The organism is Fibrella musci (assembly GCF_041321105.1).
Classification (GTDB): domain Bacteria; phylum Bacteroidota; class Bacteroidia; order Cytophagales; family Spirosomataceae; genus Fibrella; species Fibrella musci.
On the sequence record NZ_JBGGWD010000001.1, the window covers coordinates 1,277,314 to 1,300,094 of the forward strand.

The window sequence follows — 22,781 nt, forward strand, 5'->3', positions numbered from 1 at the left end:
GTATTGTATCTAAATAGATCCGTAAGCGCAACCAACCAATCACTTTTTTATGCAAAACGTACATTTGCAAAAATCAACGTTCACACTACTTTTCTTTGCACTCGTTCTTACTCAGCAAGTTAGCTACGGCCAATCGCGACAACGGTGGAGCTTTGGCCCCCGCGTTGGCGTTAACCTGACTAACTTCGTGGGTAGCGACGTCAAAAACGCCACCCAGAACAACCCCGACGCCAACAAATTGTTGCCGGGCCTGTCAGCGGGTGTTGGCTTCCTGTATAGCGACATCAGCCGGTTCGGCTTCGGTGTCGATCTGCTTTATTCGCAACGAGGTAACAAAGTCGAAACGAGCGGCATCTCCAATGTGAATCGCGTCAATTACCTGGAACTGCCCCTGACGGCCCGGTACTTTCTGACGGCCGGTGGTAAGTTTCGCCCCAACATCTACTTAGGTGCTGTTCCGGCGCTGCGGCTCAATGCAGTTAACAAGCTGAACATCAACGGTAGTGAGAGTAAAATCGACGTCACCGACTCATACCGCACTGCCGATCTGGGCCTGACGGGCGGTATCCAACTGAACTTCAGCACAGGCGATCGGCAGCACTTTACCATCGACGCTCGCTACACGCAGGGGATTACCAACGTTGTTACGAATTCAACCGACATCCGTAACCAGATGATCACGCTGGGTCTGGGCTATAACTTCGGCATCGGTCGTGAATATCAGCCGGGCGATCGTAAACTGCCGATTCGGCCCCGCTAGAATCAAGAGTAACCCAATCCATTCAACACAATGAACCGTACTACACGTATTCTGCTGCTGGCTTCGGTTGCCGGCACGCTTTTTCATAGCCAATTGGCGCAGGCACAATCGCGGCAGCGATGGAGTTTTGGTCCCCGCGTTGGTCTGAACCTGACCAATTTCGTAGGTAGTGACGTAATTGTTCGGAATCCGTTTCCCAATGTAGAAGCCAATCGGCTGACGCCCGGCCTCTCGGCAGGGGTCGGCTTTATCTACAGCGACATCAGCCGATTCGGCTTCGGCGTCGACCTGCTCTATTCGCAACGCGGCAACGAGTTGAAGAACAGCGCTCCGGGCTCGCGTGACCCCGAAACCATCGTATACCGCGTCAACTACCTCGAACTTCCGCTGACGGCCCGGTACTTCCTGAACCGGTCAGGCAACTTCCGACCTAACGTGTTTGTCGGTGCGGTGCCAGCCCTGCGGTTGAATGCCCGAGACAAAGCCAGCGGCAATGGTGTAACCTACACCAACGACGTAACCAGCCGTTACCGCACGGCCGATCTGGGCCTGACGGCCGGTTTCCAGCTCAACTGGCGCACGGGCGACCGGCAGCGCTTCACGGTTGATGCCCGTTATACGCAGGGGGTGACCAACATCGTGACTAACGCCTCCGACGTGCGTAACCAGATGATTACGGTGGGCCTCGGCTACAACTTCGGCATTGGCCGCGAGTATCAGCCCGGTGATCGTAAACTGCCGATTCGGCCCCGCTAACGATCCCTTTTTGTACTGAATTGACCGAAGCCACTGCATCATGTAGTGGCTTCGGTCGTTTACGTGCGCTGGTAACGCTGGTAAGTTTGAGCAGGCAGCCGCTTTGGTAAGCAAATCAACTAATGCCTACCCTTATGCACCGGCAGCTACTCACCCTACTCCTATTCCTGTGTATTGCCTACACGACGCTGGCTCAGTCGCGCTATGAAGCCAACTGGACCAGCATCGACAGTCGGCCCGTACCGGCTTGGTTCGAAGATGCCAAGTTTGGTATTTTCATCCATTGGGGCCTGTTTTCGGTGCCCGCCTTTGGCCCTACCGCCCGCGACAGCGTTGGCGTATATGATCGCTACGCCGAATGGTACTGGCGCAAATCGACCGACGGCAATCCGAAGAACAAGACGTATCGGGTATTCAAAAACTTCGAGGAACGTACCTACGGCCCCAATCACAAGTACCAGGATTTTGTGGATGGCTTCACCTGCGACTTCTTCAAACCCGACGACTGGGCGGATGTCTTCCGGCAGTCGGGCGCCAAATACGTGGTGCTCACCAGCAAACACCACGAGGGGTTCACGCTGTGGCCAAGCGCTCAGGCCTGGAACTGGAATGCGGTCGACGTAGGCCCACACCGCGATCTGGCGGGCGATCTGATCAAGGCCGTGAAGGCTAAAGGCATTCGGATGGGTTATTACTATTCGCTATACGAATGGTTTAATCCGCTATACAAAGCCGATGTTGCCGGGTACGTTGATCGGCACATGCTGCCGCAGATGAAAGACCTCGTTACCCGCTATCAGCCGGATATTGTCTGGACCGATGGCGAATGGGACCACCCATCGGAAACCTGGCGAAGCACCGAGTTTCTGGCGTGGCTGTATAATGAGTCGCCCGTCAAACAGGACGTGGTGGTAAATGACCGCTGGGGCAAGGAAACGCGCGGCAAACACGGAGGCATCTTCACGACCGAATATGACCTTGTTCATGATGCGAACTCAGAGGGAATGTCCTTCAGCCGCCCCTGGGAAGAATGCCGGGGCATCGGGTCGTCATTCGGCTACAATCGGGCCGAGAACCTCGAAGACTATTCAACCAGCAAACAGCTGATCGACATTCTGGTCGATAAGGTGGCGCGGGGTGGCAACCTGCTGCTCAACATTGGCCCCACCGCCGATGGCCGCATTCCGGTGATTATGCAACAGCGCCTTAAAGACATTGGCGATTGGCTGGCGGTCAATGGCGAAGCGATCTATGGCACACGCAAGTGGGAGAAAAGCCCGAAAGTCGACAGCAAGACCACGCTCTTCTACACGAAAAAAGGCAACGATCTGTATGCGATCTGCACCCGTTGGCCCGACGCCCCGCTGACCATCCCGGGCGTACATAAACCAAAGCGGGTCAGCCTGTTGGGCTACGCCGGGAACGTACCTGCCAAAAGCAGTGGCAATAGTCTGGCGCTCACGGCCCCGATCCTGTCACCAGCCACTATTCCCTGCCAGCATGCCTGGGTGTTTAAACTGGAAGGTGTTTTGTAGAGACGCAATCCCTTGCGTCTTTGCACTGGCCTAGACGCAAGGGATTGCGTCTCTACGTTACAGCGCGCTCATTGTTACGGCCACAATGGCCTGTAGCGTGGGGTCGTTGGTTTTGCCCAGCACCCGCAGGCCCGTCAGCTGACTCACCAGAAACGCAACGGTTTCATCGACGAGCAGATCGGCGCGGCATTGCTGCTGCTCAATGGCTTCGTAAAGCAGCGATCGAAACAACGTACCCAGGTAATTAAAATGGCGTTCGATGATCGGGGCCACGTCGGCGTAGTGGGGGCGCATCTCGAGCGTGGCATTGGTCATGAAACAGCCGCGCCGTTCGTGGTCGTCGAGCGTTTCTTGCACCGTCCGGTCGAAAATGGTCTGAATTTTGGCCCGTGCCGACTCCATGCCCGCCACGGCCTCAGCAATGTCGGCCCGGTTCAGGTCATGGTACCGCTCAAGCGTCAGCTTGTAGAGGGTATGCTTGTCGGCAAAGGTGTCGTAGAGGCTGGCCCGGTTGATTCCCATCGAATCGACCAGATCCTGCATCGACGTCTGGTGGTATCCTTTCCGCCAGAACGTTTCCATCGCCGCGTGCAGGGCATCCTGTTCCGCAAAAGCCTTCGGTCGTGCCATTGTGAAATAGGTTCAAGGTCCAACGGTCAAGGTTCAAAGCTAACAACATTGAACCTTGACCGTTGGACCTTGAACTCGTTTTATGCTCCGTGCAGGAATTCCATAATGTCGCCGTCCTGCACGACATACTCCTTGCCTTCGACTGATAATTTACCGGCTTCGCGGACGGCGGCTTCGGTTTTGTATTGCTCGAAATCGGGCAGCTTCATTACCTGCGCCCGAATGAATTTCTTCTCAAAATCGGAGTGAATCACGCCGGCCGCCGCGGGTGCTTTCCAACCCTGCCGGATTGTCCAGGCGCGCACTTCTTTTACCCCCGCCGTGAAGTAGGTGATCAGGCCCAGCAGCGCATACGATGCTTTGATGAGCTTGCTCAGGCCCGACTCGGTGAGGCCATATTCGCTCAGGAACAGTTCGCGTTCTTCGGGGTCTGTCATCTCGGCAATCTGGGCTTCGATGCTCGCCGAAATAATGACCATCTCGGCACCTTCGGCTTTGGCGGCTTCGCGCAGTTGCTCCGAGTAACTATTGCCCGACGGCAGCGACGCTTCATCGACGTTGGCGACGTACAGCACGGGCTTGGCCGTCAGCAGGTCAATATCGCCGATCGCTTCTTCTTTTTCTTCGGGTGATACCTGCACCGCCCGCGCGCTTTTACCCTGCTCGAGTGCCGCTTTGTACACCTTCAGCGTTTCCAGTACGGCTTTAGCTTTCGCATCGCCCGACTTGGCATTCCGCTCTACTTTCTGAATCTTCTTATCGACCGAATCCAGGTCTTTCAGTTGCAGTTCGGCGTCGATAATTTCCTTGTCGAACACAGGATCGACCCGACCTTCGACGTGCACGATGTTGTCGTCTTCGAAGCAGCGCACCACGTGAATAATAGCGTCGACTTCCCGAATGTTGGCCAGGAATTTATTGCCTAGCCCTGCACCCTGGCTCGCCCCTTTCACCAGACCGGCGATGTCGACAAACTCAATGATGGTTGGCACCACCCGTTGCGGCTTTACCAGCGCTTCAAGCGAGTCGAGCCGTGTATCGGGCACAGTTACTACGCCCACATTGGGCTCAATCGTGCAGAAAGGATAATTGGCGGCTTCGGCCTTGCCGCTCGAAATCGCATTGAACAGTGTCGACTTACCTACGTTGGGCAAGCCTACAATACCACATTGTAGTCCCATATGATTTGTAGAGACGCAACCCTTTGCGTCTCAGCACCGGATGATTCTATCCGTATACTAGTTGCTGACGTTGGCCAAGACGCAAAGGGTTGCGCCTCAGTCAACGGCAAAATTACAATAAAAAAGCCTCAGCAGGCAGCCAAGGCTTTTCGTGCATCAGAAGCAAAATTGTACTATTCCCATTTTAGCTCCGAATTGAAGTCATCCGGGACGGCCTCTTTTCGGTCAAATTGGGTAAAATCAGTATCGGACATCAACTCATTTTTCACATAATCGATGGTTTCCTGCAAGGATTGGACAAACTTGGCAAAGTCCTCTTTATAGAGAAACATTTTCTGCTTATCGTACGTAAATCCGTCTCCCTGCGGAAACCGACGGCTTTCCGTCAGGATAATGTAGTAGTCGTTAGCTCGAGTCGCTTTTACGTCAAAAAAGTAGGTGCGTTTGCCCGCACGCACTCGTTTTGAGTAAATTTTGTCGTTTTCTCGTTCGTCCATGCAGTCGGTGGTTAAGCAATTTGCTCATCAAAATACGACCGGAGTCGTCGTAACTAAAAAGGAAAGCCACAAAATAATTTTCCCAAAAAGTCATATTTGGCAGATAGGCTTAGTGTAGAACAGATTACACAACTCTGTGGTAACGTTTGGACAATCAGCCATTTATCCATACCTTTGTTATCAGGGAATTGCATTTTTTGGTGAAAGAGGGCGTTATGAAGCGTTTTGAACGAGTCTTCTTTTAATTGTTTCACTAACCAAAAACTGTATGAGTTTACTAATGTCCCTACTGCTGTTCGCGGGCAGTTTGAAACCGGCAAAGGCCCCTCAGGAAGGCCCCGTACAGCAGTCAGGTAAGGCGTCTTACTACGCTAACAAGTTTAGTGGATGCCGCACAAGCAGTGGTGAACGGGTAAAGCAGCACATCTTCACGGGTGCTCACCGCACACTCCCTTTCAATACGTTGGTCGAAATAACCAACACCAATAACCAACGGTCGGTGATTATCCGTATCAACGACCGGGGTCCATTTCATAAAGGCCGCATCGTCGATATGACGTATGCCGCCGCCAAAGCCATTGGCCTGCTCGGTAAAGGTGTCGCCAATGTTACGCTTCGAGTCGTGAACCCTAACCGGATGGTGTCCATGCTCGATAATTCGCTGACGCTCGATGGGCGTTCGCCACTGGTACCGGATCTGCTGCCGGTTCAGTAAACCAAACGGTATAACCACAAGCTGAGCGACGTAGGTTGTATCGATGCCGATTTGGCTGTGCGGACGAGTACAGTCCGTTTTCTATAAAACCTGATTCACGGGCTGGCCCCCTTTTTGCAATTCCCTTTTGCAAGGCACCAGACCCACGAATCAGGTTTTTTTGTGCAATCGTACCGAAGCCTCTACTTCGGACGTTCAGAAAGCGTAGTATTGTCTAAAACAACCGGAGCAGGCGCTTCGGCATTTGACCCTTGGCAGCATCACTCAACTTAGCGCAGGTACGTTCGTTCGGGAACGTTGAATTTCTGGCCCGTCAGTTGGTCGAAGGGTTTATCACGGGCCTCCACAAGTCGCCTTTTCATGGCTTCTCCGTCGAGTTTGCCGAGCATCGGCTCTACAACGCCGGCGAAAGCACCCGGCATATCGACTGGAAGGTGTTCGGCAAAACCGACAAACTGTTTGTCAAACGATACGAAGAAGAAACCAACCTCCGTTGCCACCTGCTGCTCGACGTGTCGTCGTCGATGTATTACCCCGAGAAAGATTTTGGGAAAGTAACCTTCAGCGCGATGGGCGCAGCGAGTCTGGCGTATTTGCTGCAACGGCAACGCGACGCCGTGAGCCTCTGCACGTTTGCCAACGAGATTGAACTGCAAACGCCCACCAAATCGACGCCGGGTCACGTGCACAAGATTTTTGAACACCTGAATCAACTGCTAAAGTCAAACGCGCCCAACCGGCGCACAAGCACGGCGGAGGTGATTCACGAAATTGCTGAGAAGATCAACAAGCGATCGCTGGTGGTGCTGTTTAGCGATATGTTCGATACGGCCGGTGCCGACCCCGAACGGCAGGATGCCCTGTTTTCGGCCTTGCAACACCTGCGCCATAACCTGCACGAGGTGCTGATTTTCCACGTGACGGACCGCAGCACCGAACAGGCGTTTGCCTTTGCCGATCAGCCGCACGAATTCATCGATCTGGAAACGAACGCCCGCGTAAAGCTCCAACCCAATCAGGTACGTGAAGCCTACAAGCAGGCCGTCAGCGATTATTTACAGGCGCTGAAACTCCGCTGTGCCCAGTACCGCATCGACTTCATCGAAGCCGACATCGCCGAAGGCTTCGAACAAATCCTGAGCGCTTACCTGGTCAAGCGGACGAAGATGAAATAAACTAGGTTCAATGTTCAAGGGCCAAGGTCCAATGTTCTCTCCGGATGCGGAGGCGATACATTGGACCTTGGCCCTTGAACATTGAACGATCTCTTCTACCGTCCCCGGCCCGTGGTGGCGACTTCCACAACGGCGTCGACATCGGCAAGGATACGGCCACAGTGTTCGCAGACAATGATTTTCTTCTTGTCTTTGATGTCGGCCTGGCGTTGAGGCGGCACTACGTTGAAACAGCCACCACACGCACCGCGTTTTACGGTTACCACGGCGAGGCCGTTGAGTGCGTTGTTCCGGATTTTGTTGTACGACAACAGCAGGCGCTCTTCTACGTTTTTCGACTGGGCTTCGCGCTCTACGGCGAGTTGCTTCTCGTCGGCTTCGCTTTCGGCGACCAGTTGGTCGAGTTCCTGCTTTTTCACGCGCAGGTCTTCTTTCCGGGTGTTGAGCGTTTCCTGCGTGGCGTTGATCTCTTCCTGCTTCGACTGAATGCGGAATTGTGATTCACCAATCTTCTTGTCGGCCAGTTCGATTTCGAGCGATTGCAGTTCGATTTCTTTCGAGATAGCGTCGAATTCGCGGTTGTTCCGCACGTTCATCTGCTGCTCTTTATAGCGGGCGATGAGCTTATCGGCGTCTTTCTTCGTGCTCTTATACCGGTCTACTTCTTCTTGTAGCGCGCTGATCTCACTGTTGAACTTGCCGATCCGTGTCTCGAACCCGATGATTTCGTCTTCAAGATCGCGAACTTCTTCAGGCAGGTCGCCGCGCATCTTGCGGATATCGTCTAACTGAGAATCAATGGTTTGCAGTTTAAGAAGTGCATCTAACTTTTGCGCTACCGTTAGTTCCATTCGGGGGAGTATGTTTTTTAATGTATAATGAATAATGCACACGGTGCGCTGAAAGTTCGGCAGCGCGGTAGGGTGCCAAACGCAGCGTCAGCTGGCCTTGTCCATTATTCAGTCAAAATAGTACGAAACGGGGTTCGTATTGGTTTCTGACAAAATTACCGCAAAGGTAGTGAATTTTCGGGCCAAATGCTGTTGAATCAGGTCTTTGGTAAAGACTTCGCTTTCGTAATGCCCGATGTCGCAGATCACCAAACGGCCCTCGGCGTCGAAGAATTCGTGGTACTTGTAATCGGCCGTCACGAAGGCGTCGGCACCGGCGCGCAGGGCATCGCCCAACAGAAAACTGCCCGCTCCACCGCATACGGCTACGCGCCGGATAGGCCGGTCGCGCAGGGGGGTGTGGCGCACCACGGTGGCGGCCATACTGGTTTTCAGGTACCGGAGCCAGGTACGTTCGTCCATCGGTTCGGGCAGGTCGCCCACCGCACCCGACCCGACGGTCTGGTTCGTGTTGGCGAGGGCATACAGATCGTAGGCGGGCACTTCGTAGGAATGGGCCTGTTTCATAGCCCGCACGGCGGCCCCTTCCAGGTACGTGGGTAGCAGCACTTCGAGCCGTAGTTCCTGCACGGTTTCGTCGTGCCCCACCGCGCCCACTACCGGGTTGGCCCCGTCGAGCGGCCTGAACGTACCTGTCCCTCCTACCCGAAACGAGCAGTGGTCGTATGTAGCTATGCGACCGGCCCCGGCTTCATACAAGGCCGTCAGAACACCGTTCAGGTCGGCTTCGGGGGTGTAAACGACGAGTTTGCTGAGCGTTTGGGCTTTGGGAGCCAGTATCTGCACGTTTTGCAGACCGAGCCGCCGGGCAATGTGGTAGTTAACGCCGCCGACTACATTATCGAGGTTAGTGTGGGCGGCGAAGAGCGCAACATCGTTTTTCAGTGCTTTGATCACCGTTCGCTCCACGTAGTTTTTCCCGTTCAGCTTTTTCAGCCCTTTGAATACAATCGGATGGTGCGCCACAATGACGTTGCACCCTTTGGCAATCGCTTCATCAACCACTGCTTCGGTGGCGTCGAGCGATACCAGTACGCCCGTGACAGGTACGTTCGGGTCACCCACGATGAGGCCGGCATTGTCGTAAGATTCCTGGTAGGCAGGGGGTGCAAAGGCGTCGAGGTAGTTGGTCAGGTCGCGGAGAATGGGTTGGCTCATAGTTGGGGCAGGTACGTTACTTAAAAGACAGAAATTGAGCCGCAAAATTGCGCGTAACAACGCAGAAGCGCCCTCCTTTAAGCAAAAGAGGGCGCTTCGGTGCGAGTTACCTGCTCTTTACAGCTTCAGCGTAGCGGGCAGGTATTTGGCAATCAGGTCTTCGTAGTAGGGCTTCAGCTCGCTCACGACGGGCGGCTTGGGGCTTTTCGAATACAGATCGTATGGATTGAAGGCATTGACCCATTTGAACATGGCCCGGTCGTGATCGTCGAGCAGGTGATCGTAGGCGTTCTCGCGGTGCTGGGCGTAGAACGAGTGATACCGCATCATGTACAAGGCTGGTTCGGGCATATAATCCTTCATCATCTGGTACAGATACTCATCGTGACCCCACGACATATGCACGTTCCGCAGGCCGCAGTTGGGCTCGTAGACACCGTATTTGGTGTTGTAACGCTCGTTGTGCGAGTCGGGATTCTGCTCGAAATATTCGGGGTAAACGATTTTGTCGGAATGCGCGCAACCTACGGGGAAGGTGTCACCCACCACGGCCCACTGCGGTTCGCCAAACAGACACAGTACCTTGCCCATGTCGTGCAGCAGGCCCGTCAGCACAAACCAGTCGGGATGCCCATCGGCGCGGATGGCCTCGGCGGTTTGCAGCAGGTGTTGCAGTTGATCGAGGTCGGTATCGGGGTCAGAGTCGTCGACGAGTGTATTCAGAAACTCCATCGCTCCCCATACGGGTAACTCTTTCTTGTCGAACGCCAGAAACTCGCGTTCCTTCTGCCGGACGAAGTCGTAGGTCTGGTACGTATGGTTGAGCCGGTAGAACTCCCGAACGGTATCGCGGGCCGGATCGTCGTAGTTACGATACTCGTCTTTCGCTTTGGCCTCGGGTTCGGGATAGCGAAGGAGCAGGTCGTCTTCCCACTCGTCCAGGCTGGCGAGCGGATTCTGGTCGGTATTCGGGAACGTGGTCATGCTGAGCGACTTTAGCGTCAAGCTGTAAACTTACAAAGATTTGGCCAGTAGCGCATCTACTGGATGCGCACATGCTCATATACCGAGGCAACGCTAATCAGGCAACCGATCCTGCAACTGAGGCGTTTTGCGTTATCAGCAAATGTGTACTGGGTACGTGATTTCATAGCAGCTGATCCGACACCTTGAGGCCCGGTATGAACCGAAAATCCTTCAAATTATACGTTCTCAATTCCATATCATACGCCAGCGCCGTAGCTGCAATCAGCGCATCGGGGATGCTGAGCTGGTGCGATAGCACATAGTGTTGCTGCAACTGCATCGCCAGCTGAGCAACCGACGCGTCGAGGTCTAGTAAGGTGAACCCGGTCAGCGCCTTACGGGTACGGTGAAAATCGGCTTTATTTAGCACACCCTGGAATACCTCCATCACCACAATCGGCGATAGCGCCAGTTTGTCCTTACCATACTGATTGACAAACGTGACCACTGGCTGTTTCTGCCGTAAATAATCAATCAAGATGTTGGTATCGACGAGCAGCATCAGCGTTTCCAGGCGTTCTGCCGCAACGAATTGGCATAGTCGACTGTGTCGGTAACGTGTTGGAAAGCCGGTGCATCGTCGGTAGCTGAATCAACATCAAACTGAAGCCGCTGGCTGTGCTGACGGGGGTCGAGTTTTTGAAAACTCAGCGTCATTTCCTGGGTTGACTCCAGCGCTTCAGCCAGTAATTCTTGCGCAATCTGTTCGGCCGATTTGCCAGTTACCCGCGCCCGTTCGGTCAGACGCGCTTCCAACCGTGTATCGTCTACTCGTATGGTTATCATCTCCCAATCGATTTATCGTACTTAATACGCCAAAACACCTTGTAATGGTTCAAGGTAACTTTTAAATGTAAAAACGCCCCCGATCATCCGATCGGGGGCGTTTTTATAAGGGTAGCGAACGTACCTGGGTACGTAGCTTACATCATGCCGCCCATGCCACCGCCGGGGTGTGCATGACCACCCGCCGGTGCCTCTTCGGGCTCGTCGGCGATGAGGCATTCCGTCGTCAGCAGAAGACCAGCAATCGACGCTGCGTTCTCCAGGGCCAGACGGGTTACTTTTTTCGGGTCGATAACACCCGCCGCGAACAGATCTTCGTAAGTGTCGTTCTTGGCGTTGTAGCCGAAGCCACCTTCCCCTTCACGAACCTTGTTCACCACAACCGAACCTTCGCCGCCAGCGTTGGCTACGATCGTGCGGAGGGGTGCCTCCAGGGCTACGCGGATAATGTTCACACCGGTTTTCTCGTCTTCGTTGATGGTGTTTACACCGTCGAGGGCCGAGATGGCGCGGATCAGGGCGATACCACCACCCGTTACGATGCCTTCTTCAACGGCAGCGCGGGTAGCGTGCAGGGCATCGTCAACGCGGTCTTTCTTCTCTTTCATCTCTACTTCGGTAGCAGCACCGATGTAGAGGATCGCCACACCACCCGACAGTTTCGCCAGGCGCTCTTGCAGCTTCTCGCGGTCGTAGTCAGACGTCGTGTTTTCGATCTGCGCTTTGATCTGATTAACGCGGCCCGAGATATCTTCTTTCTGACCCACCCCGTTTACGATCGTGGTGTTGTCTTTGTCGATGATGATCTTCTCAGCCTGACCGAGGTAGTCGGCCGTTGCGTTTTCCAGTTTGTAACCACGCTCTTCGGCGATTACCGTACCACCCGTCAGGATGGCGATATCTTCCAGCATGGCTTTCCGACGGTCGCCGAAGCCCGGTGCCTTCACGGCAGCCACTTTCAACGCACCACGGATTTTGTTAACCACCAGCGTAGCCAGGGCTTCACCGTCAACGTCTTCTGCGATGATCAGCAGCGGACGGCCCGTCTGAGCCACCTGCTCCAGCACCGGCAGCAGTTCTTTCATCGACGATACTTTCTTCTCCGAGATCAGGATGAACGGACGATCCAGTTCAACTTCCATTTTCTCGGTGTTCGTTACGAAGTAGGGCGACAGGTAACCGCGGTCAAACTGCATACCTTCTACGGTTTTCACTTCCGTTTCAGTACCACGCGCTTCTTCTACCGTGATGACACCTTCTTTACCTACTTTCTTCATCGCCTCGGCGATCATCGTACCGATTTCGTCGTCGTGGTTAGCCGAGATCGTGGCTACCTGCGCGATTTTGCTGAAATCGTCACCTACTGTCTGCGACTGCTCTGACAGGTTGGCGGTTACGGCCAGAACGGCTTTGTCGATACCCCGCTTCAGGTCCATCGGGTTAGCACCGGCGGCTACGTTCTTCACACCGATCGAGTAGATCGCCTGCGCCAGTACGGTCGCCGTCGTGGTACCATCACCGGCTGAGTCAGCCGTTTTTGAGGCAACTTCTTTCACCAGCTGAGCGCCCATGTTTTCCATGGCGTCTTTCAGCTCGATTTCTTTAGCTACCGTCACACCATCTTTGGTGATGGCGGGTGAGCCAAATTTTTTGTCGAGGATAACGTTACGGCCTTTGGGACCGAGGGTTACTTTCACGGCATCAGCCAGTGTATCAACGCCCTTCTTGATCTTATCGCGGGCTTCGGTATCGAAGAAAATTTTCTTAGACATTTTTTTAGAAGTTTAAAGTTTAAGGTCTAACGTTTAAAGTTGCTCCGCTTACAGGAAAGGGATTCGCAACCCAAACATTAAACGTTGAACTTCAGACATTAAACTAATTTTTAGACAATGGCGAAGATGTCGGATTCGCGCATGATGAGGTACTCTTTGCCTTCGATGGTGATCTCGGTGCCGGCATATTTGCCATAGAGTACGGTGTCGCCCACCTGAACCGTCAGGGGCTCATCCTTTTTTCCCGTGCCGATGGCCACTACGGTGCCACGCTGGGGTTTTTCTTTGGCGGTGTCGGGAATGATGATCCCGAAAGCTGTTTTCTCTTCAGCGGGTGCGGGTTCTACCACCACGCGGTCGGCGAGGGGCTTCACTTTTACGTCTTCCATTGCTGTAGTCATTGCAAAGAGCGATGATTAAGGTTGTTAAATGATTGATTACGAAGAATCAGACATCGGCCTGCCGGACAAGCACTGTGCCAAAGCTGAACACTGACAAAATTTCAGTCGATTATAATTTTTAGCCTTTACGTCGAAAAACGCATCAGTTATTTGGCAAATTCGATATGACAAAAGCATTTCTTTTGCCAAAATCCGTTTTCAGCGTACATTGACACAACGCCATGCTTTGCTTAAACTGACCGAAACTGCCTATGATTTCGCTTCCGTCTGACTGGCTGACACAAGACCGACTCGATGCCGAGTACAAACAATATGTCGTTTTGGCGTATCTACAGGGGGTTGAGCAGCGCTTTGCCCAAAATCGGCTCTGCCCTGACCTCCCCGATCTGCAACGTCACTACGACGATACCCTTCGTTTTCGGCGGGGCAAAGGTACACTGACTGCCGCCTTTCCCAAGCGTGTGGCCGGAATCAGTGGGCCGCCACCCCGGATCAACTACGAATCTGAGCTACCGGACAACCCGCTGATGCAGGAAGTCGACGACATTGTGTCGTTTGCCCTGCCCCGTTTCCACCAAACCCTCACCGAAGGCCGTCAACGCTGGGCCGATCTGGCCGCTACGCTGACACTGGAACCCGTGGGCCTGCTTCCGCTTCACCGCGACGAAGGCTATCTGTTTGTGCACTACACGCACACCGCCGATCTGTCCGTGTATCAGTACCGGCTCACGCTGTATGACACCAACGTACCTGGCGGGCGGCACGTGCACTGGCTGCTGCGCGACCGGATGCGCCGCAACCTGGGCACCACCTTCGAGCGGCTGAAAGTCGATCTGGCCCGGCAGTACAACCTGCCCAACCCGGCGGCTTTCCGGGTCGAGAGCCATCAGTTGCTCGAAGAACAGGAGACTATTTTGCCGATTACTCAACAGTTGCTCAACGAAGCCGTGGCCTGAACGCCAATGGGCGCTCCTGCGTGCTAACTTTCCCGATAGCTACGGGGCTTCTGGGCCCTTGCTTCTACCGGTTGGTTGGCCTATGCGACACCTGCTTCTGTTTACTACGTTCCTTCTCCACCTGAACAGTGGTTGGGCCACGCCCCCGCCGCCCGAAACGCCCACCCAGACGTTGAACGGTTTTGTGGCTTTTCTGAACCAGTCGGCCGAGATCGTGCTGGCTCGACTGAAAGGGCTCAAGGTTTATCAGGATGACGTAACCCGTTACCAACGCTACCCCGGTCGGGGGCTTCGGCTTCCGTCGTCGGGACCGTTAGAAACGTATTATTACCAGAAAGCACTAGCCGGAACGGGATTGACGGTCGCCGAGAAGAAACAACTCGTCGCTGCGGCCGAACAGCTGTGGCAACGGCTAAACCAGCTCGACCAGACCGGCAAGGCATTAGAAACCTACGTGCGCCTTAACGATTATGAGCGCGACAGCCTGCGCCGGTCAACTGCCCTGGTGGCTCAGTCGCAAACGCTCGCCGATCAGTGCCAGCGCGACCGCTATGCACTGGCCCGGCAGTTGGCGCAACTCCACACCCGGTACGTACCCTATCAGCCCGCCAACCCATATCTGGCTACTCAGCGCGAGATGGAGCAGATTCTGCACCAACAGCAACGCCTGCTCGACTCGCTCACCTATACACTAGCCGACGACCAACCCACCGCCTGGCCCATGGAGCGGGTGCAACAAAGCCTGCTGGCCGACGAGGAGGCACTGGCCAGCTTCGGCAAGGCCAAATCCGCACTGGCTTATCCGGCCTCCGATATGGTCGGTCGTTTTCGGGAGGCCCTGCTCTCGATTCAGGCCGTCAAGCGGCAGGCTGTCAATGACTACACCTTTGCGGCACGGCAGTCGGCAAGGCACGGCAACCAGTTCTACCTGGATCTGATCAACCACCTCAACGGCGACCTCATCGCCAGCCAACAGGCGTTTGTCGGGTACAGCCAGTCGGCGCAGCCTCTGCTCAATTACCCCACTTATTGCCCCACGTTTCGGGTAACGACCCAGCCCACCCCGCCGTCGACACGTACCCAGACGACGCCCTTCACTGAGAAACCGGCCCCGCCCTTTGCAGCTCAGCCGACTACCGCGCCCATCAGCACAGGTACGTTTGGGGTACTAAACGCCTACGTAGACGTCATCAACGAATCGCTACGGCAACTGCATCAGCTTCAGTTTGTCGTGCGCGATTACCAGTCGTCGATGGCGCTGCACCGCGATCCGGCCCGGCGTAGCTCACGAGCCGACCTGATCTATTCGCACGACAACTACCACGTACCCACCGCCGATTACCGCCTACTGCTTCGAAACAGTCTGGCGATTCCGGAGCCCTACCGCACGGCGCTGACGACGCAGGCCGAGGTGTTGCTGGCGATGCTGACCGAGCTGGATCAGCTGAGTATCGAGTTAACCGTCTACACGAACACGAAACAGTACCAGCGGGATCAGTGGCAGCGCGCCGATGCCATTCTGGACCGCTACGCCTACCTGTTCGAGCAGTTCGACCAGAAGAAAGAAACCCTGTATGTCGATGTCAGGCGGGTGTTTGAGCGGTATCGGGTTACGGCGCCGGCCAGCCCCTGGAACCGGTCGGGGAAGGCCCTGCTTGCCCTGCTCGATCACGACAAAGTGGCGCTGTTTGGGGTCAGGGATTTCTACCGCCTAAGGGCCGCGCAACTCCCCCCAACTGACGCGATTGACACCACAGCCCGCCGCCTGATCGCCAACGAGTACCAAAACCTGAACAGTTTGCCCCGGCTGGGGCGCAACAACGGACTATGCCCCTACTCGCGCTACGAAGACATCGCCGAGGCGTCGATTCGGTTGGCCGGGCTAGTCAGGAAAGCGCGACCGCTGTCGGTGCAAACGGGCGAACACCCCTATCAATCATTCTACTATGGCTTCAATCAGTTGGTCGATGACTATAATCAATTCACCGAACTAGCCAAAGAGCCCTTGCTCAAAGCCGTTACCCAACCCGACCTGTTTGTGTTCCAGCGGGTAGCCGCGTCCGGTGGTTCACCCCCGTTGCCCCAACGTACCCAGCCTGTAGTCCAGCCCGATAAACCCGCGGCCCGGCCAACCAAACCCCAACGAGTAATAGCGGGCCGTGATACGGTTTATGTGGAACGTACCCGGGTCGACACGGTCTACGTCGACCGCGGTCGCCCGGCAGAAGTGGCCCCCTCGCTGGCGGGGTTTGCGGCCAACAATATGGTGTTTCTGCTGGATGTGTCGGGGTCGATGGAAGCACCGGAGAAGATGCCCCTGCTCAAACGGTCGATCAAATCGCTGCTGAAACTACTTCGGCCCGAAGACCAGATCTCGGTCGTGGTGTATTCGGGCAAAGCGCGGGTGGTGCTCGAACCAACCTCGGGCCAACGGGCAACCGACATCGCCCGCGTCATCGACGAGTTAGCATCCGATGGCGATACCGACGGAAACAAGGGACTGCGCCTGGCCTACAAAGTCGCCAACAAAAACTACCTCCGGGCAGGCAACAACCGCATTGTGCTGGCCACCGATGGCGAATTTCCCGTTAGCGATGAAACCACCCAGCTCATCAGCGACTATGCGCAGCAGGACATCTACCTGAGCGTGTTCACCTTCGGCAAAAACCGCATCACGGGGCAGCGCCTCAACCAACTGGCCGACCTAGGGAAGGGCACGTTTGCGCACGTTACCCCCGAAACAGCCAGCCTGCAATTGCTCCTGGAGGCGCAGGCCAAAAAGATGCCTGCCCGATAATGTACAGCATGCTTTATATTATCTCAATATTAATTAGAACAAGCTACTGATTACCTGACATTTAACTCTAAATCTGTCATACAGAAAGCGAGCAATTATGTCATTTGTTAACATTCGCTTAACATTGGCGTAATTTTTTGGTAATATTGTATGACAGTCAGCAAAGCATCAAGAAACCAGATCCTTATTCAGATACTGACCTATTGAGCGTAGCGCGCCGGCTGGGTTTGGTTTTCTCACCTTTTAAGGCTCCCATCACTATGAAAACGTTTGTTTTCGCCCTGATTATGCTGGGTTTCACCAGCGGGACTTTTGCTAACCCTCGGAACAAAAAAGAGAGCAAGGCAAAGACGCAGGCTACCGTTGAACAACAACTGGCCAATTCCCTTACCTACCCGGAAGCTCTCCAAACGGCGAAAGGCAATGGCATCGTTCTGATTCAATTCAAGCTAAATCAAGATGGTCGCCCAACGGATCTGACTGTTTTTAGCGATGATAAAGCCCTAAACAAGGAGTTGTCTCAGCAGCTCCAGCGCGTTAAACTGACAAACGGCCAATCGGAAGATCCGGCTCAAGTGTATACAGCCCGACTGCACTTTAAAGCGGCCAACTAAGGCACTTCCAGTTTAAACGAAACGATCGGCGTATGTTCAGGACCTGATAGGTTCCCGGACATACGCCGATCGTTTTGGCTACTATTCAACCCCGCTTACCGCCCGACGAGTGCAACATGGCTGGCTCCCAGCGTCATCAGTGTTTTTTCCTGTTGCACGTAAGCAATGACAGCCCCATCGGCCGGGTCAAAATTGGCGGGCGCCACGAGCGTCGTCTGGCCGCGTGCCTGTCCGGGCAGCGTAGCAAACGACCGCACCACATTGTTATTCACCAGTTTGCGCCCCGCGTTTTCGCCCCGGCCTACGTCCGTGCTGACCGACCCACTTACCAGCGCCACGTTGAGCAACGTACCTGTCAGATTGCCCGTCAGGCGATAATCGACCGTGATGGTATTGCCTTTCCGCTGCGCGACGAGTTGCACGTCTACGGGGGCACTCTCCTGCAAGGCACTGGTCAGCAGTGAGTTGAGCCGCGCCCGGTTAGACCCCACAAACTCCTGCTTGCCGTTTAGTACAGCCTGGGGGGTGTAGACCGTCTGGAGCTTGAACAACTGCGCATAGCGTCGCTGCCGTTCGGTGTATTGATGCCCACTGAATGGGTCGCGCCACCCCAGCCGGTCCCAATAATCGACGTGAAAGGAGAGCGCATACACCGCCTGTCCGTCGGCTTTCGCCTGCCGAATGGTCTCACTGAGCAGCCGGTCGGCGGCGGGGCAGCTCGAGCACCCCTGCGACGTAAATAACTCAATGACCGCCACTGGCTTACCAGATTTGGGGAACACCCGGTTGGCGTTGCAGATAAACAAACTGACACCTACCAGAAGCATCAGCACCAGACGTTGCGTAGACATGATTGTTAAGGCGATTGCGACACGTACCTGAAACGCATACGCAACGCAATCGGTGCATTTTGGTTGTACTTTCGTATATGCCTGAAAAACGAAAACTAACCACGGCGGACGGGTCGGTGGCCGATCCGCAGCGCGACTATTTCGAGGATGTGTATGAGGTGGTCAAACAAGTGCCCGTTGGCCGCGTAACCACCTATGGCTCCATTGCCCAGTACCTCAGCCTGCGGGCTGGCGCGCGCATGGTGGGCTGGGCCATGACCGCCGCTCACAGCCGCGACGACGTACCTGCGCACCGGGTTGTAAACCGGCTGGGCGTTTTATCGGGTAAAAACTTCTTCGGTTCACCCACCCGCATGCAGGAACTGCTCGAAGCCGAGGGCGTTGCCGTCGATGATGATACAGTCGTCGACTTTAAAACCCGCCTGTGGGACCCCTCAGTCGAATTAGCCTCCTGACAACGTACCTGAAGTTTTCTTAATATTCGTTTAAGCCCTTCTTCATAGCAGGCCCCTACCTTTCCCACTCATGAACTGGCGCCGACGCTATCGCTACACCTTTATTGGACTTTTCTGGACAGTCGCCCTGAGTGCGCAGCCTTCCCAGACGCTATCGGGGCGGGTGCTGGGCTATATGGCCAACCGAATCGGCGACTACGATGGCTTGCAACTGCGTACTAATGCCGGTGTACTGTGGGTACGTTTTCCGCCTCACGCGGCAGCGCAGGTGCTGAAGCTCGCCCCCGTAGGGCAAGCTGTCAGCGCCACGGTGATCAGATCGCCCCACCCGCCTGGGCCACCGCCCCCCACCGGTGGTGTACAGGGTTTTGCAGATGCTGGCTACCAGTTGGTGAGCCTTCAGCAACAGGCCAGGAAAACGGGCTTTCAGCTTGCCGACGTCCCACCACCCCTCCCTACCCGGGGCCGACTGATCCAGGCCGAAGAGCCGCTGACGGGTCAACTGCGCGACGAGGCCGGTCGGTTGGTGGCGCTACTAACCACCCGGTTTGTGGTCGAACTCAAACCCCATCAGGGTGAGTCGATTCGGGAGTTGCTGGAGGGCGTGAGTCGGCTGGAACTGACGGGTTACGAGCGCACCGAACCGGGGTTTGTAAACAAAACCGGGCGGACGTTGCTTCACCCGACAACACTGACTATCAACGGACAAACGTTTGCGTTATAAATGCGAATACTCCTGATCGACGACGAAGAGAAACTGGCCCTGCACCTGCAAAAAGGGCTGAATCAGGCGGGTTATTCGGTCGACGTGGCCCTATCCGGGTCGGCCGGGCTGGAACAGGCGGCGCTGGGTTCGCATGACCTGATTCTGCTCGACCTGATGTTGCCCGGCACCACCGGCTTCGATTTGCTACGCAACCTGCGCGACTTCGGCATTGACACGCCGGTCATGATTCTGAGCGCGCTCAATCAGTCGCAACACGTGGTGCGGGGGCTCGATCTGGGTGCCGTCGATTACCTGCGTAAGCCCTTCGAACTCGACGAACTGCTGGCTCGTATCCGAACGGTGCAGCGGGGACAGGCCGGTAGCCGCCTGCCCATCTGGCACGTGGCCGATCTGACCATGGACCTGACGACCCGCGAAGTAAGCCGCGCCGGGAAATCCATCGCGCTGACACCCCGCGAGTTTCAGTTGCTGGAGCAGTTTATGCGCCAGCCGGGGCGGGTGCTGTCCAAGGCCCAGCTGACCGAAAAAGTCTGGGATTCCGATTTTGACCGGGGTAGTAACGTGGTTGAAGTGCACATGCACCAGCTTCGCAAAAAAATCGACAAAGGCTTCGCGACGCCCCTGCTTGAAACGGTGGTGGGCGTTGGTTACCGACTCCGGGGTACGTTGACGTCCGCCTGACCCGGCCCAGCCCATCACCATGATGACCGCCATCCGCCCGGCCCGCAGCATCCGATTCAAAATGGGGCTGGTTTTCGGGACTACGTTTTTTCTGGGTTTTACCGGGGCCGCCGGGTACTTGTTCAGCCGCGTTAGGGCGGTGCTGGTCGAGCAGGACAACCGTACCCTTGTCGAACGGGCGGGGCGGCTCTCAGACCGCACCTCGGTATACCCACTGGTCATTCCTCTACCTGACCGGGGCGAGGTGATGGCCCTTTGGCTGATTAGTGGCAACTCCCGTAAACGGCTCTATCAATCGCCCCGCTTTCCCACCGATTCATCACTACTGACAAGTGCCGCCGTTGTTGAAGCCGACACGTTCCGGCTAGCCCGTTCGGTGCGCCATGCCGACGACGGCTACGGCACGCTCCTCACCCTGGTAGGGCATAGCAGCCGACCGCTACACCGCGAACTGCGCAGCATGGGCTTGTTGCTCCTGCTTACGTTGCTGGCCAGTATACTGGTGTCGGGGCTGAGTGCCTGGTGGCTGAGTGGCTGGCTTCTGCGGCCGCTGCGCGCTATTATCACCTCGGCACAGTCGGTCAGCCGGGCCGAGCACACCACGCCCATCCCCATTCCGAACTCCGGCGATGAATTGCAGGAGCTGGCCGAAACCATCAACCAGATGCTGACCCGGATCGGGCAGGCCGTCGACACGCAACACACTTTTTTTGCCGCCGCTTCGCACGAACTCCGCACCCCGCTGAGCATTCTCCGCACGGAGATTGAAGTCGCTCAGCGCGAGACCATTACTGATCGCGAACGGGGTTTTCTGCACAGCCAGTTAACCGAGTTACGCCGCCTTAGCCGACTGGTCGACGACCTGCTGGCGATGAGTCAGCTACGGGCAGGTACGTTATGTCTTCGCCCCGAGACCATCGCCCTCGACGATCTGACGCTCCACCTGGCCGAACGCTACCAGCGAACCCTCAATGAACGCCACCTGTTTCTGGCAATTTCGTTCGACGAAACCGCTGACCATCTGACCGTCTGGGCCGACCTGGATAAGCTGACCAACGTCTTGCTGAATCTGCTCGACAACGCCGTAAAGTATGCGACGCCCGGCACCCAGCTCGACCTAAGCCTGAACCGGCAGGCCAACCAGCTTAGCTGGACGCTAACTAACCAGACCACTGCTCCGATCCCCGACCCCAATCAACTGAGTCGCGAATTTTACCAGGCCAACCCTCAGCATGACGGTTATGGGCTTGGTTTGTGGATCAGCCACCAGGTGATACGGCTAATGGAAGGCACATTACACGTTTCCGGCGCTGAAGGTCGGTTCCGGGCGGAGATACGGCTGCAACGCCGTGAGGGGATGCCCGCCTGACGAACATCCCCTCACCAAATCAACACCATCCGGTAGCTAACCGACTAGCTGCGGGCTTCGGCCATTATTAGTTCGCCCGTTGCCGTAACGCGGACTTTATAGAGTTGCTTACCCACGGCAATGTCGATTGTATACTCGTCGGTCGAGCCAGTCGGTGGCGTTGCCAGTTCGGCGCCCAGGAAAGTATAACCGCTAAAATTGGTTTGCAGGTACGTGCCTACTGCCGACGGCAACTTGCTGGCATCCAATATAAACGAGCGGTTAGCTGGCGCTGATGGCGTAGCTGTCGATGAACCGGGGCCAGTTGGGACAGGCGGTTTTGGCGCAGTGGCCGTACCCGACACCGGACCGGCCGGCTTGGGTGGCGTTGCCGTACCCGATACTGGTGCTGTAACGGTACCAGAACCAGGAGCACCCGGCCCAGCGGGAGGTGCCGGAGTAACAATGGCCCCACTGGCGCTCAAGTGCAGCGTTATGGGCTGGTTGTTGCTGAACAGTTTTACATCATACTGCGTCACGCCGTCATGAACGTGCAGTTCCGACCAGCCATACGTATAGGCAGCATACGTACTGCTGGTAACGACGCTGGCCACGGCCGCAGGCAATTCAGTCCGCGCCAGGTAGCTGACCGAATGTGTTCCCGTGGGAGCTGGTGGCGGCTTTGGGCCACCCTGTGGTCCGGCGGGCTTAGCGACCAAGGCGTTGCTGGCGTCGAAATCCAGGCTGACCACGGTACCGTTTTGCAGGAGTTTTACGGTTGTTCCAGCCAGCGTAGTGGTGCCGGGCTCCCGCCTGCGATCCACTTTAATGAGCGAATACCCCGCGTAGTTCTGGTCGAGGTACGTTTTTACACCGCCGGGCAAGGTCGAGGTGGGCAGTGGCGCAATCAGGGCAAGGGTTTGACTCGAGGCACCGGCCCGGGCGTTGGCTACCGATGGCTGATCGGGGTTGACCGTAGCCGTTGGGCTACAGCCCGTGATCAGCATCGTTACCAGCACGGATGCGGTGAGGATGATTCGTTTCATTGG

24 protein-coding genes are annotated in these 22,781 nt (G+C 55.8%); 12 read left to right on the forward strand and 12 right to left on the reverse strand.

Annotated features, from left to right (window positions below):
- The first annotated feature begins 49 nt into the window (after positions 1-49).
- The 3 genes from ACAW74_RS05220 to ACAW74_RS05230 all read left to right on the forward strand — a co-directional run bounded on the left by ACAW74_RS05220 (position 50) and on the right by ACAW74_RS05230 (position 3,051).
- The gene (locus ACAW74_RS05220; protein WP_370697134.1) at positions 50-760 is read left to right on the forward strand and encodes a porin family protein; all 711 of its coding nucleotides are present in this window, start codon (positions 50-52) and stop codon (positions 758-760) included.
- 30 nt (positions 761-790) lie between these two features.
- Positions 791-1,516: a porin family protein gene (locus ACAW74_RS05225; protein ID WP_370697135.1), complete on the forward strand. Its 726-nt coding sequence runs from the start codon at positions 791-793 to the stop codon at positions 1,514-1,516.
- A gap of 134 nt (positions 1,517-1,650) precedes the next feature.
- Entirely contained in the window at positions 1,651-3,051 is a 1,401-nt protein-coding gene (locus tag ACAW74_RS05230; RefSeq protein ID WP_370697136.1) for an alpha-L-fucosidase, read from the forward strand.
- A gap of 57 nt (positions 3,052-3,108) precedes the next feature.
- Here ACAW74_RS05230 and ACAW74_RS05235 read toward each other — a convergent pair whose 3' ends face one another.
- The 3 genes from ACAW74_RS05235 to ACAW74_RS05245 form a co-directional block, all read right to left on the reverse strand.
- Complete coding sequence (locus ACAW74_RS05235) at positions 3,109-3,681, reverse strand: TetR/AcrR family transcriptional regulator (protein WP_370697137.1); 573 nt, start codon at positions 3,679-3,681, stop codon at positions 3,109-3,111.
- Positions 3,682-3,761: 80 nt separating this feature from the next.
- Complete coding sequence (gene ychF / locus ACAW74_RS05240; protein ID WP_370697138.1) at positions 3,762-4,862, reverse strand: redox-regulated ATPase YchF; 1,101 nt, start codon at positions 4,860-4,862, stop codon at positions 3,762-3,764.
- 173 nt (positions 4,863-5,035) lie between these two features.
- Positions 5,036-5,359: a DUF3276 family protein gene (locus ACAW74_RS05245; protein ID WP_370697139.1), complete on the reverse strand. Its 324-nt coding sequence runs from the start codon at positions 5,357-5,359 to the stop codon at positions 5,036-5,038.
- Between the two features lie 268 nt (positions 5,360-5,627).
- Between ACAW74_RS05245 and ACAW74_RS05250 the strand changes: the two genes are divergently transcribed.
- Positions 5,628-6,074, forward strand: a complete 447-nt coding sequence (locus tag ACAW74_RS05250) for a septal ring lytic transglycosylase RlpA family protein (protein ID WP_370697140.1) — start codon at positions 5,628-5,630, stop codon at positions 6,072-6,074.
- Between the two features lie 251 nt (positions 6,075-6,325).
- Entirely contained in the window at positions 6,326-7,249 is a 924-nt protein-coding gene (locus ACAW74_RS05255; RefSeq protein WP_370697141.1) for a DUF58 domain-containing protein, read from the forward strand.
- A 95-nt stretch (positions 7,250-7,344) separates the two neighbouring features.
- On the opposite strand, the gene ACAW74_RS05260 is transcribed toward ACAW74_RS05255, so the two are convergent.
- The 7 genes from ACAW74_RS05260 to ACAW74_RS05290 form a co-directional block, all read right to left on the reverse strand.
- The gene (locus ACAW74_RS05260; RefSeq protein WP_015331342.1) at positions 7,345-8,100 is read right to left on the reverse strand and encodes a zinc ribbon domain-containing protein; all 756 of its coding nucleotides are present in this window, start codon (positions 8,098-8,100) and stop codon (positions 7,345-7,347) included.
- A gap of 108 nt (positions 8,101-8,208) precedes the next feature.
- Entirely contained in the window at positions 8,209-9,318 is a 1,110-nt protein-coding gene (locus ACAW74_RS05265) for a Nif3-like dinuclear metal center hexameric protein (protein WP_370697142.1), read from the reverse strand.
- A gap of 117 nt (positions 9,319-9,435) precedes the next feature.
- A complete protein-coding gene (locus ACAW74_RS05270) occupies positions 9,436-10,302 on the reverse strand; it encodes an inositol oxygenase family protein (protein ID WP_370697143.1) in 867 nt (288 codons plus the stop codon).
- A gap of 163 nt (positions 10,303-10,465) precedes the next feature.
- Positions 10,466-10,846 (reverse strand): type II toxin-antitoxin system VapC family toxin, encoded by a 381-nt coding sequence (locus ACAW74_RS05275; RefSeq protein WP_370697144.1) that lies wholly within the window; start codon positions 10,844-10,846, stop codon positions 10,466-10,468.
- On the reverse strand, positions 10,846-11,130 hold the full coding sequence (locus tag ACAW74_RS05280; RefSeq protein ID WP_370697145.1) for a YlcI/YnfO family protein: 285 nt from the start codon (positions 11,128-11,130) through the stop codon (positions 10,846-10,848). The genes ACAW74_RS05275 and ACAW74_RS05280 overlap by 1 nt, the downstream gene beginning before the upstream one ends.
- 137 nt (positions 11,131-11,267) lie before the next feature.
- Entirely contained in the window at positions 11,268-12,902 is a 1,635-nt protein-coding gene (gene groL / locus ACAW74_RS05285; protein ID WP_370697146.1) for a chaperonin GroEL, read from the reverse strand.
- 110 nt (positions 12,903-13,012) lie between these two features.
- A complete protein-coding gene (locus tag ACAW74_RS05290) occupies positions 13,013-13,291 on the reverse strand; it encodes a co-chaperone GroES (protein ID WP_173401288.1) in 279 nt (92 codons plus the stop codon).
- A gap of 263 nt (positions 13,292-13,554) precedes the next feature.
- On the opposite strand from ACAW74_RS05290, the gene ACAW74_RS05295 reads away from it, so the two are divergent.
- From ACAW74_RS05295 to ACAW74_RS05305, 3 genes are all read left to right on the forward strand, one after another.
- Positions 13,555-14,259: a hypothetical protein gene (locus ACAW74_RS05295; RefSeq protein ID WP_370697147.1), complete on the forward strand. Its 705-nt coding sequence runs from the start codon at positions 13,555-13,557 to the stop codon at positions 14,257-14,259.
- 82 nt (positions 14,260-14,341) lie between these two features.
- Complete coding sequence (locus tag ACAW74_RS05300) at positions 14,342-17,056, forward strand: vWA domain-containing protein (protein WP_370697148.1); 2,715 nt, start codon at positions 14,342-14,344, stop codon at positions 17,054-17,056.
- 260 nt (positions 17,057-17,316) lie between these two features.
- Entirely contained in the window at positions 17,317-17,670 is a 354-nt protein-coding gene (locus ACAW74_RS05305) for an energy transducer TonB (protein WP_370697149.1), read from the forward strand.
- Positions 17,671-17,765: 95 nt separating this feature from the next.
- On the opposite strand, the gene ACAW74_RS05310 is transcribed toward ACAW74_RS05305, so the two are convergent.
- Positions 17,766-18,521: a DUF1223 domain-containing protein gene (locus tag ACAW74_RS05310; RefSeq protein ID WP_370697150.1), complete on the reverse strand. Its 756-nt coding sequence runs from the start codon at positions 18,519-18,521 to the stop codon at positions 17,766-17,768.
- Between the two features lie 77 nt (positions 18,522-18,598).
- Between ACAW74_RS05310 and ACAW74_RS05315 the strand changes: the two genes are divergently transcribed.
- The 4 genes from ACAW74_RS05315 (at position 18,599) to ACAW74_RS05330 (ending at position 21,753) form a co-directional block, all read left to right on the forward strand.
- Positions 18,599-18,976, forward strand: a complete 378-nt coding sequence (locus ACAW74_RS05315) for an MGMT family protein (RefSeq protein ID WP_370697151.1) — start codon at positions 18,599-18,601, stop codon at positions 18,974-18,976.
- A gap of 70 nt (positions 18,977-19,046) precedes the next feature.
- Positions 19,047-19,700 carry a hypothetical protein gene (locus tag ACAW74_RS05320; protein ID WP_370697152.1) on the forward strand — a complete coding sequence of 218 codons (654 nt, stop codon included), beginning with the start codon at positions 19,047-19,049 and terminating at the stop codon, positions 19,698-19,700.
- Complete coding sequence (locus ACAW74_RS05325; RefSeq protein ID WP_370697153.1) at positions 19,701-20,384, forward strand: response regulator transcription factor; 684 nt, start codon at positions 19,701-19,703, stop codon at positions 20,382-20,384.
- A gap of 19 nt (positions 20,385-20,403) precedes the next feature.
- The gene (locus tag ACAW74_RS05330; RefSeq protein ID WP_370697154.1) at positions 20,404-21,753 is read left to right on the forward strand and encodes a sensor histidine kinase; all 1,350 of its coding nucleotides are present in this window, start codon (positions 20,404-20,406) and stop codon (positions 21,751-21,753) included.
- A gap of 44 nt (positions 21,754-21,797) precedes the next feature.
- Here the strand turns inward: ACAW74_RS05330 and ACAW74_RS05335 are convergent, their stop codons facing one another.
- The gene (locus tag ACAW74_RS05335) at positions 21,798-22,778 is read right to left on the reverse strand and encodes a hypothetical protein (RefSeq protein ID WP_370697155.1); all 981 of its coding nucleotides are present in this window, start codon (positions 22,776-22,778) and stop codon (positions 21,798-21,800) included.
- Positions 22,779-22,781 lie beyond the last annotated feature (3 nt).